The organism is Rhodococcus aerolatus, assembly GCF_054783215.1.
Window position 1 is genome coordinate 184123 of sequence record NZ_BAAGQZ010000005.1, and the last position, 13729, is coordinate 197851.

The following is a 13729-nucleotide window of genomic DNA, read 5'->3' on the forward strand; positions in this document are numbered from 1 at the left end:
GCTCCTAGGCCGGGACCGGCTCCCGCACGGCCACCTCGCGGCGGTCGCTGCGCCGCTGGACCGCGACGGACACCGCCAGCACGCCCAGCCCGGCCACGGCCAGGCCGGCCCCGAGAAGGGCGGGGGCCCGGAACCCCAGGCCCGCGGCGATGACCAGGCCGCCCAGCCACGCCCCGAGGGCGTTGGCGACGTTGAGCGCGGAGTGGTTCAGGGCGGCCGCGAGGGTCTGCGCGTCACCGGCGGTGTCCATCAGCCGGGTCTGCAGCCCCGGGACCAGGGCGGCGCCGGACACGGCGACCAGCACGACGGTGACGACCGCCGCCACGGGGTTGCCCGCCACCAGGGTGAACGCGGCCAGGGTGACGGCCAGGCAGACCATGAGCCCGACCAGCCCCGGCAGCAGGGCCCGGTCGGCGATGCGTCCGCCGGCCAGGTTGCCGACGACCATGCCGAGGCCGAACAGGGCCAGCACCAGCGGCACCGCGGACTCCGGCAGCCCGCTGACGCGGGTGAGGACCGGGGAGATGTAGGTGTACAGGGCGAACATGCCGCCGAACCCGACCACGCCCACCGCGAGCGCGAGGAGCACCTGCGGCCGGCGCAGCGCGCCCAGCTCGGCCACCACGCCGCCGGACCGCGAGGGCCCCGAGGCGGGCACCCAGGCGAGCAGCGCGACCACGGTGAGCGCGGCCAGCCCGGCCACCAGGAGGTAGGCGGCCCGCCAGCCGGCGTGCTGGCCGACGACGGTGGCGACGGGCACGCCGACGACGTTGGCCACCGAGAGCCCGAGCATGACGGTGGCCACCGCGCTGGCGCGCCGGTGCGGGGCCACCAGCGTCGTCGCGGTGAGCGCGGCGACCCCGAAGTAGGCGCCGTGGGGCAGGCCGGTGAGGAAGCGGGCGAGGAGCACCGCCGGGTAGCCGGCGACCACGGTGGTGAGCAGGTTGCCCGCGCCGTAGGCGACCATCAGCCACACCAGCAGGGTGCGCCGCGGCACCCGGGCGGCGAGCGCCGCGATGAGCGGGGCGCCGACGACCACCCCGAGGGCGTAGGCGGAGACGACCGAGCCCGCCGCGGGCAGGGTGACGTCGAGGTCGCGGGCGATGTCGGGCAGCAGACCCATGGCCACGAACTCGGTGGTGCCGATGCCGAAGCCGCCCAGGGCCAGGGCCAGCAGGGCGAGACGGGGACGGGTGGACGGCACGGGGGGACCTCCGGTCGGGCGCGGGGCGGGCGCGACGTCGGCGGCGCGGGACAGCTGGGAGGGTGGCGCGACGGCACCGCCCACGGTCAGGTGGCAACCCGTGCCCCGGGCCGGGTGTTCCCGCCCCGGTGCCGTCGTGGTGCCGCTCACCCACCCGGGCGCGCCGGGGGGTCCCGACGGGCTAGCGTGACAGGCGTCCGGTTGACGACGACGCGACAGGCAGGTCAGCAGCAGCGATGAAGGTCATCTACACCTACACCGACGAGGCGCCCGCCCTGGCGACGCACTCCCTCCTCCCCGTGCTCGAGGCCTTCGCGGCCAAGGCCGGCGTCGAGGTGGAGACCCGGGACATCTCGCTGGCCGCGCGCATCCTGGCCCAGTTCCCCGACCGGCTCACCGATGCCCAGCGGGTGCCGGACTCGCTGGCCGAGCTCGGTGAGCTGGCCACCACGCCGGACGCGAACATCATCAAGCTGCCCAACGTCAGCGCCTCGCTGCCGCAGCTCAAGGCCGCCATCACCGAGCTGCAGCAGGCGGGCTACGACGTGCCCGACTACCCGGACAGCCCCACCACCGACGAGGAGCGCACCGCCCGCACCGCCTACGACGCGGTGAAGGGCAGCGCCGTCAACCCGGTGCTGCGCGAGGGCAACTCCGACCGCCGCGCCCCCGCCTCGGTGAAGGGCTTCGTCCGGGAGCACCCGCACTCCATGGGGGCGTGGTCGTCGGACTCGCGCTCCCGCGTCGCCACCATGACCGACGGCGACTTCCGCCACTCCGAGACGTCGGTGACCCTCGAGCACGACGACGAGCTGCGCATCGAGCACGTCGCCGCCGACGGGAGCACCACCGTGCTCAAGGAGTCGCTGCCGGTGCTGGCCGGGGAGATCGTGGACGGCGCCGTCATGCGCGCGGCCGCGCTGGACGCGTTCCTGGCCGAGCAGGTCGCCGCAGCCAAGGAGGCCGGCGTGCTGTTCTCGGTGCACCTCAAGGCCACGATGATGAAGGTGTCCGACCCGATCCTGTTCGGCCACGCCGTCACCGCTTACTTCTCCGAGGTGTTCGACCGCCACCGCGAGGACCTGGAGTCCGTGGGCGCGAACCCGAACAACGGCCTGGCCAGCGTGCTCACCGCGCTGGAGAAGCTCTCCCCGGAGAAGCGGGAGGCCGTCGAGGCCGCGATCGCCGAGTCCTACGAGACCGGCCCGCGCATCGCGATGGTCGACTCCGGCAAGGGCATCACCAACCTCCACGTCCCCAGCGACGTCATCATCGACGCCTCCATGCCCGCGGCCATCCGTACCTCCGGGCAGATGTGGAACCGCGACGACGAGCAGCAGGACACCCTCTTCGTCATCCCCGACTCCTCCTACGCCGCGCTCTACGCCGAGACCGTGGACTTCTGCCGCGAGCACGGCGCCTTCGACCCCACCACCATGGGCACCACCCCCAACGTCGGGCTCATGGCGCAGAAGGCCGAGGAGTACGGCAGCCACGACAAGACGTTCGAGATCGAGGCCGCGGGCACCGTGCGGGTGGTCGACTCCGCCGGGGACACCCTGCTCAGCCACGAGGTCGAGGCCGGCGACGTCTGGCGCGCCTGCCAGACCAAGGACGCCCCCGTGCGCAACTGGGTCGAGCTCGCCGTCGACCGCGCCCGGGCCACCGGCGCCCCCGCGGTGTTCTGGCTCGACGAGACCCGCGCCCACGACGCGGAGGTGCTGGCCAAGGTCCGCGCCCGGCTCGACGAGCTGGACACCGACGGCCTCACCGTCGAGGTCATGGACGTCGCCGCCGCCACCCGCTACACCCTGGACCGGGTCCGCCGCGGCGAGGACACCATCTCGGTGACCGGCAACGTGCTGCGCGACTACCTCACCGACCTCTTCCCCATCCTCGAGCTGGGCACCAGCGCGAAGATGCTCTCCATCGTCCCGCTCATGAACGGCGGCGGGCTGTTCGAGACCGGGGCGGGCGGATCGGCGCCGAAGCACGTCCAGCAGCTGGTGCGGGAGAACCACCTGCGCTGGGACTCGCTCGGGGAGTTCCTCGCCCTGGCCGTCTCGCTGGAGTTCCTCGCCGACAAGACCGACAACCCCCGTGCGGGCGTGCTCGGCCGCACCCTCGACGAGGCCACGGGCCGGCTGCTCGCCGAGGGCCGCTCCCCGTCGCGCAAGGTCGGCGAGATCGACAACCGGGGCAGCCACTTCTACCTGGCCCTGTACTGGGCGCAGGCCATCGCGGCGCAGTCCGAGGACACCGAGCTGGCCGGGCTGTTCGCCGACCTCGCGGCCACGCTGGCCGAGCAGGAGGACACCATCGTCGGCGAGCTCGCCGCGGTGCAGGGCAGCCCGGTGGACCTGGGCGGCTACTACCACGTCGACCGCGTCAAGACCGACGCGGCGATGCGGCCCAGCGCCACCCTCGACGCGACGCTGGCGGACTTCTAGGCGGCGGGGCCCACGGGGCCCACGGGGTTGATAGCGTCGGTGGCGCACCTCACAGCGCACCAGCAGCCCGCACCACGAGCCCCCCGGGAGCCCCGCTTGAGCACCTCACCCGTCACCGTCGCCGTCACCGGTGCGGCCGGCCAGATCGGCTACAGCCTGCTGTTCCGCATCGCCAGCGGTGCCCTGCTCGGGCCCGACACGCCCGTCCAGCTGTCGCTGCTGGAGATCACCCCGGCCCTCGGGGCGGCCGAGGGCGTGGCGATGGAGCTCGACGACGGCGCGTTCCCGCTGCTGGCGGGCATCGACATCAGCGACGACGCGGGCACGGCCTTCGACGGCGCCAACATCGCCCTGCTCGTCGGCTCCAGGCCCCGCACCAAGGGCATGGAGCGCGGCGACCTGCTCGAGGCCAACGGCGCCATCTTCACCGTGCAGGGCAAGGCGCTGGCCGAGCGCGCGGCCGACGACCTCAAGGTGCTCGTCGTCGGCAACCCGGCCAACACCAACGCGCTCATCGCGATGAACAACGCCGCGGGCGTCCCGCAGGAGCGGTTCACGGCCATGACCCGGCTCGACCACAACCGCGCCCTGGCCCAGCTGTCCAAGCGCACCGGCACCCCCGTCACCGACATCGCGAAGATGACCATCTGGGGCAACCACTCGGCCACCCAGTACCCGGACGTGTTCCACGCCGAGGTGGCCGGGCGCAACGCCGCCGAGGCCGTCGGCGACCAGCAGTGGCTGGAGTCCGAGTTCATCCCCACCGTGCAGAAGCGAGGCGCGGCGATCATCGAGGCCCGCGGCTCGTCCTCCGCGGCCAGCGCCGCCTCGGCCGCGGTCGACCACGTGCACGACTGGGTGCTCGGCACCCCGGACGGCGACTGGGTCTCCATGGCCGTGCCCTCCGACGGCTCCTACGGCGTGCCCGAGGGCCTCATCTCGTCGTTCCCCGTCACCTGCTCGGGCGGGGAGTACTCGATCGTCCAGGGCCTCGAGATCGACGAGTTCTCCCGCGGCCGCATCGACGCCAGCGTCGCCGAGCTGGCCGAGGAGCGCGACGCCGTGGCCGGGATGGGCCTGCTCGGCTGACTCCGGTGGCGCACCACCGCCGCGGGTGGTGCGGTGGGTGCCATGACGACGTCACGAGCAGTCCAGGTGTCCGGGGCCGGCGAGGCCCTCGAGCTGGTGGAGCGCGAGGTGCGCTCCCCCGGCCGCGGTGAGGTGCTGGTCCGGGTCGAGGCCTGCGGGGTCTGCCACTCCGACTCCCTCACCGTCGAGGGCGGCATGCCGGTGGAGTACCCCCGGGTGCCCGGGCACGAGATCGCCGGGCACATCGAGGCCGTCGGCGAGGACGTGCACCCCTGGGAGGTCGGCCAGCGCGTCGGCGTGGGCTGGTTCGGCGGCGCCTGCGGGCACTGCGACCCGTGCCGGCGCGGCGACATGATCAGCTGCGTCAACGGCCAGGTCCCCGGCATCGCGTTCGACGGCGGCTACGCCGACCACGTCGTCGTGCCGAAGGACGCGCTGGCCGCCGTGCCCGACGACCTCGCCGCGGTCGACGCCGCCCCCCTGCTGTGCGCCGGCATCACCACCTTCAACGCGCTGCGCGAGTCCGGCGCCCGCCCGGGCGACCTGGTCGCGATCCTCGGCGTCGGCGGCCTCGGCCACCTCGGCGTGCAGTACGCCCGACGGATGGGCTTCGAGACCGTGGCCATCGCCCGCGGCACCGACAAGAAGGCGCAGGCCCTCGAGCTCGGCGCGCACCACTACGTCGACTCCACCAGCGAGGACGTCGCCGAGGCGCTGCAGGCCCTCGGGGGTGCGCAGACCATCCTCGCCACCGTCACCGCGCCCGACGCGATGAGCGCCGCCGTCGCCGGGCTGCGCCCCCGCGGCACCATGGTCGTGGTCGGCGCCTCGGCCGACCCGATGCAGATCCCGCCGTTCGCGCTGATCCCGGGCAGCACCACCGTCGCCGGGCACGCCTCGGGCACCTCGAAGGACTCCGAGGACACCCTGAGGTTCAGCGCGCTGCAGGACGTGCGGCCGATGGTCGAGACCTACCCGCTCGAGCAGGCCGCGGAGGGCTACGCGCGGATGATGAGCGGCGACGCCCGCTTCCGCGTGGTGCTGACCACCGGCGCCTGACTCACCCCCCGCCCGGGCACGCCGCCGGGGGTGGCGTGCCCGGGTCGGTGAGGTGGGCGACGACCGCGTCGGCCACGCAGTCGTCGCCGCTGAAGTACGCGGTGTGCCCGTCGACCCCGGTCGGCAGGACCACCGCGCCGCGCACCCGGTCCACCAGCGCGGGGGCCAGCGACAGCGGGGTGGTGGGGTCGGCGTCACCCGCGACCACGAGCACCGGGGTCGCCGGGGACACGGGTCCCGAGTCCTGCGGCGGGTACGCGGGGTCCCCCGGCCAGCCCAGGCAGCCCGTCTCGACCCCCCACCCCTCGACCTGGCCGCGCACGTCGGGGGCGGCGGCGGTGAGCGCGGCCAGCCGGTCACGCACGTCCGCCAGGTCGGTGAGGTCGCTGGGCAGGTCCTGGCACACCACCGCCCGGTACGCCGCCGCCGCGGTGGGGGCGACCCCGTCCTCCGGGTCGAGCGGGTCGGTGACGGCCTGGGCCGGGTCGGGCTGCGGCCCGCCCGCCGGGTCCGGCGCGAAGCCGGCCGCGTCGCCACCCAGCGCCTCCGCGATCGCCGTGCCCAGCGCGGGCCACTGCGAGGGGTCCTGCAGGTAGCCAAAGGTGGCCCGGCCGACCTGCTCGGCCGTGATCCCGGCCGGGTCGAGCCCGGTCGGCAGCGGGCCGGCGTCGGCCTCGGCGAGCACCTGGCGGTACTGCGCGGCGGCGTCGTCGAGCGGGCACTCGTCCGCGGTGTCGCACCAGGCCGCGAACCGGGCCAGCGCGGTCTGCGTCGAGCGGTCCTCGGCGTCGGTGAGCCCGGCGGCGCCCACCGCGTGGTCCACCGGGCCGTCCAGGACCATCGACGCCACCCGGTCGGGGTGCAGCTCGGCGTAGGCCAGCCCCAGCAGGGTGCCGTAGGACAGGCCCAGCCACCGCACCGAGTCCAGGCCGAGGACCACCCGGACGGCCTCGACGTCGTGGGCGGCGCTGCGGCTGTCGACGTGGTCGAGCAGCGGGCCCGTGGCCGCCCGGCAGCCGGCCGCCACGGCCCGGTCGTGGGCGACCAGCGCGTCCAGGCCGGCCTGGTCGCTGGGGGTGGTGGAGAGCGTCGGGTCGACCGGGGCCACCGGGCAGCGGACCTGGGGGACGGACGAGCCCACCCCGCGCTGGTCGAGGCCGACCACGTCGAAGCGGTCCCCCAGCCCGCCGGGGAAGCCGGGGGCGCCCGCGCCGGCGACGTCCGCGGCCCCCTGCCCACCCGGCCCGCCCGGGTTGAACAGCACCGTGCCCAGCTTGTGGGCCTGGTCGTCGGCCGGCCGCAGGGCCAGGCCGACGCTGATCCGGTCCCCCGACGGCTGCGACCAGTCCAGCGGGACGGAGACCGACGCGCACCGGGCCCCGTCGCCGCACGGCTCCCAGGCCGAGAGGGACACGCGCGCACCGTCCGCGGTGAGCACGCCGGACGGGGTGGGGGGCAGCGCGACCGCGGGGGTGCCGCAGCCGCCCAGCAGCACCAGCAGCGCCAGGACGACGCCCGCGGTGCTGCGGCCGCGGCGGGCGGGGGGTCGCGACACGCCCTCCACTGTCGCACGCGTCGCGGCGGCGGCTAGGGTGTCCGGCAGGTCATGAGCGCCAGCGTCAAGCCCCGGCTCGCTGGCCGGCAACCCTCCAACCGCGGTGGGGTGCCCCGGGAGACGACCTGGTCGTCCGGTGAGGTGCCGGACGGCAAGCGCGGGCCCTGGCGGGCCCCCTGATCACGGAGGTCCCAGACCTGTGAGCACCCCTGACGGCTCCACCCCCACCGCCGACGACACGGTCCCCACCCCGGACCCCACCGGCGAGCTCGACCAGGCCGCGCTGGCCGACCCCAGCGCCGGCTGGAGCTTCGAGACCAAGCAGATCCACGCCGGGCAGAGCCCCGACGCGAGCACCGGCGCCCGCGCGCTGCCGATCTACCAGACCACGAGCTACGCGTTCCGCGACACCGACCACGCCGCAGCGCTGTTCGGCCTCACCGAGCCGGGCAACATCTACACCCGGATCATGAACCCCACCCAGGACGCGGTGGAGCAGCGCATCGCCGCGCTCGAGGGCGGCGTGGCCGCGCTGCTCACCGCCTCGGGCCAGGCCGCGGAGACGATGGCCGTGCTGAACATCGCCGGCGCGGGCGACCACGTCGTCTCCAGCCCGCGGCTCTACGGCGGCACCTACAACCTGTTCCACTACACGCTGCCCAAGCTGGGCGTCGAGGTCAGCTTCGTCGACGACCCCGACGACCTCGAGCAGTGGCGGGCCGCGGTCCGGCCCACCACCAAGGCCTTCTACGGCGAGACGATCTCCAACCCGAAGAACGACGTGTTCGACATCCCGGGCGTCTCCGGCGTCGCGCACGCCGAGGGCATCCCGCTCATCGTCGACAACACCGTCGCCACGCCGTACCTCATCAACCCGCTCGCCCACGGCGCCGACGTCGTCGTGCACTCCGCCACCAAGTACCTGGGCGGGCACGGCACCGCGATCGCCGGGGTCATCGTCGACGGCGGCACCTTCGACTGGACCCAGGGGCGCTTCCCCGGCTTCACCGAGCCCGACCCGAGCTACCACGGGGTCCGGTTCGCCGACCTCGGTGCGCCCGCCTACGCGCTCAAGGCGCGGGTGCAGCTGCTCCGCGACCTCGGCGCCGCGGTGTCCCCGTTCAACGCGTTCCTCATCGCCCAGGGCATCGAGACGCTCAGCCTGCGCATGGAGCGCCACGTGCAGAACGCGACCGCGGTGGCGCAGTTCCTGCAGGGCCACGACGGCGTGACCTCGGTGGCCTACGCCGGGCTCGAGTCCTCGCCGTGGTACGCCCGCGGGCAGGAGCTCGCCCCGCGCGGGGCGGGCGCGGTGCTCGCGTTCGAGCTGGACGGCGGGGTCGACGCCGGCAAGCGCTTCGTCAACGCGCTCACCCTGCACAGCCACGTCGCCAACATCGGCGACGTCCGCTCGCTGGTCATCCACCCGGCCTCGACGACGCACTCCCAGCTGACCCCCGAGGAGCAGCTCGCCTCCGGCGTGACCCCCGGCCTGGTCCGGCTCGCCGTGGGCCTGGAGGGCATCGAGGACATCCTGGGCGACCTGCGCACCGGCCTCGCCGCCGCAGCCGGCTGACGACGCCGGTGACGCGCGGCTCGGTGCACCCGCCGACCCCGCTGCTCGTCGGTGACGACGAGCAGCGGGGCGAGCTGCGCACGGTCGCCGTCGGCGACGTCACCCTCGGGTCCGGCGTGGTGGTGCCCGACGTGGCGGTCGCCCTGCAGGCGTGGGGCCGGCTCGCCGCCGACCGGTCCAACGTGGTGCTGGTGCTGCACGCGCTGACCGGGGACTCCCACGTCGTCGGGCCCGCCGGCCCCGACCACCCCTCCCCCGGCTGGTGGGACGGGCTGGTCGGGCCCGGGGCCGCCCTCGACACCGACCGCTTCCTCGTGGTGGCGGCGAACGTGCTCGGCGGGTGCCGCGGCACCACCGGGCCCGGCTCCACCGCCCCGGACGGCGCGCCCTGGGGGTCGCGCTTCCCCGACATCACCGTCCGCGACCAGGTCGCGGCCGAGGTCGCCCTGGCCGACGCGCTCGGCATCGGCAGCTTCGCCGCCGTGGTCGGGGGCTCGATGGGCGGCATGCGCGCCCTGGAGTGGGCCGTCGGTCACCCCGACCGGGTGCGCTCGGCCCTGGTCCTCGCCACGGGGGCCCGGGCCACGGCGGACCAGATCGGGCTGCAGACCGCCCAGGTCATGGCCATCGAGAACGACCCGGCGTGGCGGGGCGGGGACTACCACGGCACCGGGGTGCGCCCCGAGGTCGGCATGGGCATCGCGCGTCGGGTCGCCCACCTCAGCTACCGCGGGGAGGTCGAGCTCGACGAGCGCTTCGGCGCGCGGCCGCAGCAGGGCGAGGACCCGGCGCACGGCGGGCGCTACGCGGTGCAGAGCTACCTCGACCACCAGGCGCGCAAGCTCGTCGAGCGGTTCGACCCGGCCAGCTACGTCACCCTGACCCGGTCGATGAACACCCACGACGTGGGCCGGGACCGCGGGGGGCTCGCGGCCGCGCTGGGCGGGGTGCGGGTGCCCGTGGTCGTGGCCGGGGTCGACTCCGACCGGCTCTACCCGCTGCGGCTGCAGGCCGAGATCGCCGCGGCCGTGCCGACCTGCGCGGGCCTGCGGGTGGTGACGTCCCCGTTCGGCCACGACGGGTTCCTCGTCGAGCAGGACGCGGTGGCGGCGCTGCTGCGCGAGACGGTCGCCCTGTCCTGAGCCGCGCTCAGCCGGTGCCGAGGGAGTCGATGGACGCGGCCAGGCCGACCAGGGCCACGCCGAGCCCGCCGTAGACCAGCACGTCGGGGATGCGGGCGCGGACCGCGAGCAGCCCGGCCCGCTCCTCGGACAGCAGGGCCCGCAGGCCCGCGGCGAGCACGAGCGCGGCGCCCAGCACCGTGGCCCCGCGCCGCCACCGGTCGGTGGCCACGAGCGCGAAGGCGGCCAGGACGACCAGCAGGACGACGGCGAACGGCACGTGGACCCGCCACCCGCCCGTCCGCGGCGGGTGCCGCGTGCCCGTCACGCCCCGGCGGCGAGCGCCTCGGCCCGCTCCACCACGTTGACCAGCAGCATGGCCCGGGTCATCAGGCCCACCCCGCCGGGGTTCGGGGAGAGGAACCCGGCCACCTCGGCGACGTCGGGGTGCACGTCGCCGACGAGGCCGTCCTCCGTGCGGGAGACGCCCACGTCGAGCACGGCGGCCCCCGGGGCGACCATGTCGGCGGTCACCAGGTGCGGCACGCCGGCCGCGGCGACGACGACGTCGGCGCGGCCCAGCTCGGCGGCGAGGTCACGGGTCCCGGTGTGGCACAGGGTGACCGTCGCGTTCTCGGTGCGGCGGGTGAGCAGCAGCCCCAGCGGGCGGCCGACGGTGACGCCGCGCCCGACGACGGCCACCCGGGCCCCGGCCAGAGGCACGTCGTAGCGGCGCAGCAGGGCCACGATGCCCCGGGGGGTGCAGGGCAGCGGGGCGGGCTCACCGAGGACGAGGCGGCCCAGGTTGGTCGGGTGCAGGCCGTCGGCGTCCTTGCCGGGGTCGATGCGCTCGAGCGCGGCGACCTCGTCGAGGTGGGCGGGCAGCGGGAGCTGGACGATGTAGCCGGTGCACGCCGGGTCGGCGTTGAGCTCGTCGATCGCCGCGTGCAGCTCCTCGGTGCTGACGTCGGCCGGCAGGTCCCGGCGCAGGCTGGTGATGCCCACCTTGGCGCAGTCGTTGTGCTTGCCGCGCACGTAGGCGTGGCTGCCCGGGTCGTCCCCGACGAGCACCGTGCCCAGCCCCGGGGTGCGCCCGGCGGCGGTCAGCGCGGCGACCCGCTCGGTCAGGTCGGCGAAGATCTCGTCCCGGGTGGTCCGGCCGTCGAGGGTGGTGGCACTCACGGGCCCAGTCTCGCAGGTGGGGCCGCCGCGCCCCTCACCCGGCGGCGTCGACCACCAGCCCCAGCGCCGCGGCGTGGGCCAGCGCCTGCTCGACGCCGACGCGGGCCCCGCGGGTGCGGGCCGACGTCCACAGGTCGGCGCCGACGAGCGCGCCGCGCAGGTCGGCCTCCTCCAGCCGGGTGCCCGAGGTGCGGGCGCCGCGGAGGTCGGCGCCGCGCAGCACCGCGCCGCGCAGGTCCGCACCGACGAGGTTGGCCTCGCGCAGCCGGGCGTCGGTCAGGTCGAGCTCCCGCAGGTCGACCCCGCCGAGCGAGGCCAACGTCAGGTCGACCTCGACGAGCTCGGCGGGACGGACCCGGACGTCGCGCAGCGTGGACCCCAGCAACGAGCAGTACCGCAGCACCACCCGGGTCAGCTGGGTGCGCTCGAAGGTGCAGGAGCGGAACGCCGAACCGGTGTGGGTGCTCCCCCGCAGGTCGGTCCCGGTGAAGTCGCAGCCCGTGAACACGACCCGCTCGGTGACCATCCCGGAGAGGTCGGAGTCGGCGAAGGTGCAGCCGGTCACCGCCCGGTCGGCCCACACCAGGCCGGGGCGGTCGAGGTCGGCGAGGTCGAGGTCGAGAAGGTCCGCGTCGCCCGCGAGGTCGTCGGTCCCGCGTGCGTCGGCCACGGGGCCGATCCTGGCACGGGGCCCCGTCAGACCAGGCCGAGCGCGTGGCCGAGGCCGACGAGCAGCCCGGTGAGCAGCTGGAGCAGGGTCGGGGTGGCGGCGACGTCGACCGGCCCGCCCCCGGTGCCGCCGGCCGCGGTGACACCGACGGTGCGCGGGCCCGCGGTGCGGAACGTGGCCACGCAGGTCGCGGCCCCGGCGCGGACCGGCCGGTCGGTGCAGCCGGGCAGGGGTGCCGCGCCGTCGGAGAACGACACCGCCGGCCCCGCGGGTACCCGCGCCCGCAGCAGGGTGGGCACCCCGACCGCGGTGGCGGGCACCGGGTCCAGCGTCGGGGCCTGCGCCGGGGTGCCGGCGGCGAGCGCGCGGTAGTGGTCGCGCACCGCGGCGCCCCACACCGTCGGCGTGCCGTCGTAGTCGCGGACCAGGGACGGCCCGCCCGCGCCGCACGGGTCGCCGGTGGCGTTCCACGCCCAGCCGAAGGTCGAGATCCCGTGGGCGGTGGACCAGTCGAGCAGCGCGGTGACGAACCCGGTGGCGCAGTCGGTCTCGCCCACCTCGCCGAGCACCACCGGGACCTGCGCGGCGACGGGGGCCACGGTGGCGTCCCAGCACGAGCGCGTCGAGCACCCGGAGAAGTCGTAGACGTGCCAGGACAGGACGAGCCGGTCGAGCGGGTCCACCGGGCGCCAGGCGAGCCAGCCCTGCGCGGGGTCGGACCCGCCCTCCTCGGGTCCGCCGACCGCGCTGGCGTGACCGAGCGGGGCGAGGAGCAGCGGCTGGCGCGCCCCGGTCGCGCGCACCGCGTCGACCAGCGACTGCATCCCCGCCGTGCGGTAGCCGGGGGTGTCGCAGCCGTCGCGCCAGCAGGCCCAGCTGATGCCGTGCGGCTCGTTGACCAGGTCGAGCAGCACCGCGGGGTCGTCGCGGAAGGTGGTGGCCACCGACGTCCAGAAGGCCGGGGAGTGGTCGGCGTCGGCCATGGGCTGCTGGCCGAGCGCCGGCTCGTCCCCGGGGGCGCTCCAGTGCAGGTCGAGCACGGCGACCATGCCGGCGTCGTGCAGCACGCCCACGTAGGCGCGGACCGCGTCCTGGTAGGCGCGTCCGCCCAGCGCCGGGTCGACCGAGGGCAGGCCGAGCCAGCAGGCCTCGTTGAGGGGCACCCGCACCGCGTCGACGGCCCAAGTCCGCATGGCGGCGACGGACGCGGGCGTCAGCGGCCCGTCGGACAGGCCCCACCCCTGGGCGCAGGCGTACTCGGTGCCCGAGCGGTTGACCCCGCGCAGCACGAGCGGGGTGCCGGCGGCGTCGACGAGCCGGCCGTCGCGGACGTCGACGGAGGGCGGTGGCGTCGCGACGGCGGCTGCGGCGGTCGTGGCGGCGGCGGTGGGGACGACGAGGGCCGCGAGCGCGAGGACGAGAGCCGCGACGGTGGCGACGACGACGGGGACGAGGCGGGACCGGGCGTCGTTCACGGGTCTCCTCGCGGTGGGTGGGTGCGCAGGGTGACCGTAGACGCACGCTGCGCGACGTGCCGAGTCGCCGTCCCGCGGGGTCCGGACTGCCGGGCAGGGGCACCGATGGGCGAGGATCGGGGGGTGAGCGACGACGCGACGCGGCGGGCGACGGCCGAGGTGGTGGCCGCACTGCTGGCGGCCTGCCCGCCCGGCTGGCGCGCCGCGGCCGTCGGGCACCGCCGGGTGGGGCCCTTCGCCGAGCAGGACGCCACCGTCGAGCTGGCCGACGGCACCGGCCGCCCGCTCGCCCCGCCCCCCGCCGCGCGCGAGGCGTTCGCGGCGCTGCGCCGCGCGCACGTCGCGGCC

General features: G+C 75.9%; 12 protein-coding genes and 1 riboswitch. Of the genes, 6 read left to right on the top strand and 6 right to left on the bottom strand.

Going from position 1 to position 13729, the window contains the following annotated elements; all coding sequences use genetic code 11:
- Positions 1–4: 4 nt before the first annotated feature.
- The gene (locus ACYVOF_RS04255; protein WP_460864267.1) at positions 5–1204 is read right to left on the bottom strand and encodes an MFS transporter; all 1200 of its coding nucleotides are present in this window, start codon (positions 1202–1204) and stop codon (positions 5–7) included.
- A 236-nt stretch (positions 1205–1440) separates the two neighbouring features.
- On the opposite strand from ACYVOF_RS04255, the gene ACYVOF_RS04260 reads away from it, so the two are divergent.
- From ACYVOF_RS04260 to ACYVOF_RS04270, 3 genes are all read left to right on the top strand, one after another.
- Positions 1441–3654 (top strand): NADP-dependent isocitrate dehydrogenase, encoded by a 2214-nt coding sequence (locus ACYVOF_RS04260; protein WP_460864268.1) that lies wholly within the window; start codon positions 1441–1443, stop codon positions 3652–3654.
- A gap of 96 nt (positions 3655–3750) precedes the next feature.
- Positions 3751–4743, top strand: coding sequence for a malate dehydrogenase (locus ACYVOF_RS04265; RefSeq protein WP_460864269.1), 993 nt, complete (start codon positions 3751–3753; stop codon positions 4741–4743).
- Positions 4744–4785: 42 nt separating this feature from the next.
- Positions 4786–5802, top strand: coding sequence for an alcohol dehydrogenase (locus ACYVOF_RS04270; protein WP_460864270.1), 1017 nt, complete (start codon positions 4786–4788; stop codon positions 5800–5802).
- A gap of 1 nt (position 5803) precedes the next feature.
- Here the strand turns inward: ACYVOF_RS04270 and ACYVOF_RS04275 are convergent, their stop codons facing one another.
- Entirely contained in the window at positions 5804–7357 is a 1554-nt protein-coding gene (locus ACYVOF_RS04275) for an alpha/beta fold hydrolase (RefSeq protein WP_460864271.1), read from the bottom strand.
- A 47-nt stretch (positions 7358–7404) separates the two neighbouring features.
- A riboswitch (SAM riboswitch) is annotated at positions 7405–7521 on the top strand.
- Between the two features lie 119 nt (positions 7522–7640).
- On the opposite strand from ACYVOF_RS04275, the gene ACYVOF_RS04280 reads away from it, so the two are divergent.
- Positions 7641–8933, top strand: a complete 1293-nt coding sequence (locus ACYVOF_RS04280; RefSeq protein WP_460864303.1) for a bifunctional o-acetylhomoserine/o-acetylserine sulfhydrylase — start codon at positions 7641–7643, stop codon at positions 8931–8933.
- 41 nt (positions 8934–8974) lie between these two features.
- Complete coding sequence (gene metX, locus ACYVOF_RS04285) at positions 8975–10075, top strand: homoserine O-acetyltransferase MetX (RefSeq protein ID WP_460864304.1); 1101 nt, start codon at positions 8975–8977, stop codon at positions 10073–10075.
- Between the two features lie 7 nt (positions 10076–10082).
- Here metX and ACYVOF_RS04290 read toward each other — a convergent pair whose 3' ends face one another.
- From ACYVOF_RS04290 to ACYVOF_RS04305, 4 genes are read right to left on the bottom strand one after another with little or no spacing between them, the layout of a single operon-like run.
- On the bottom strand, positions 10083–10382 hold the full coding sequence (locus tag ACYVOF_RS04290) for a DUF3017 domain-containing protein (RefSeq protein WP_460864272.1): 300 nt from the start codon (positions 10380–10382) through the stop codon (positions 10083–10085).
- A complete protein-coding gene (locus ACYVOF_RS04295) occupies positions 10379–11236 on the bottom strand; it encodes a bifunctional methylenetetrahydrofolate dehydrogenase/methenyltetrahydrofolate cyclohydrolase (RefSeq protein WP_460864273.1) in 858 nt (285 codons plus the stop codon). The genes ACYVOF_RS04290 and ACYVOF_RS04295 overlap by 4 nt, the downstream gene beginning before the upstream one ends.
- A 34-nt stretch (positions 11237–11270) precedes the next feature.
- Entirely contained in the window at positions 11271–11906 is a 636-nt protein-coding gene (locus ACYVOF_RS04300; protein ID WP_460864274.1) for a pentapeptide repeat-containing protein, read from the bottom strand.
- A gap of 26 nt (positions 11907–11932) precedes the next feature.
- Positions 11933–13381: a glycoside hydrolase family 5 protein gene (locus tag ACYVOF_RS04305; RefSeq protein WP_460864275.1), complete on the bottom strand. Its 1449-nt coding sequence runs from the start codon at positions 13379–13381 to the stop codon at positions 11933–11935.
- 123 nt (positions 13382–13504) lie between these two features.
- Here ACYVOF_RS04305 and ACYVOF_RS04310 point away from each other — a divergent pair.
- Positions 13505–13729, top strand: a 225-nt coding sequence (locus ACYVOF_RS04310) for a hypothetical protein (protein ID WP_460864276.1), incomplete at its 3' end; no start/stop codon positions are given.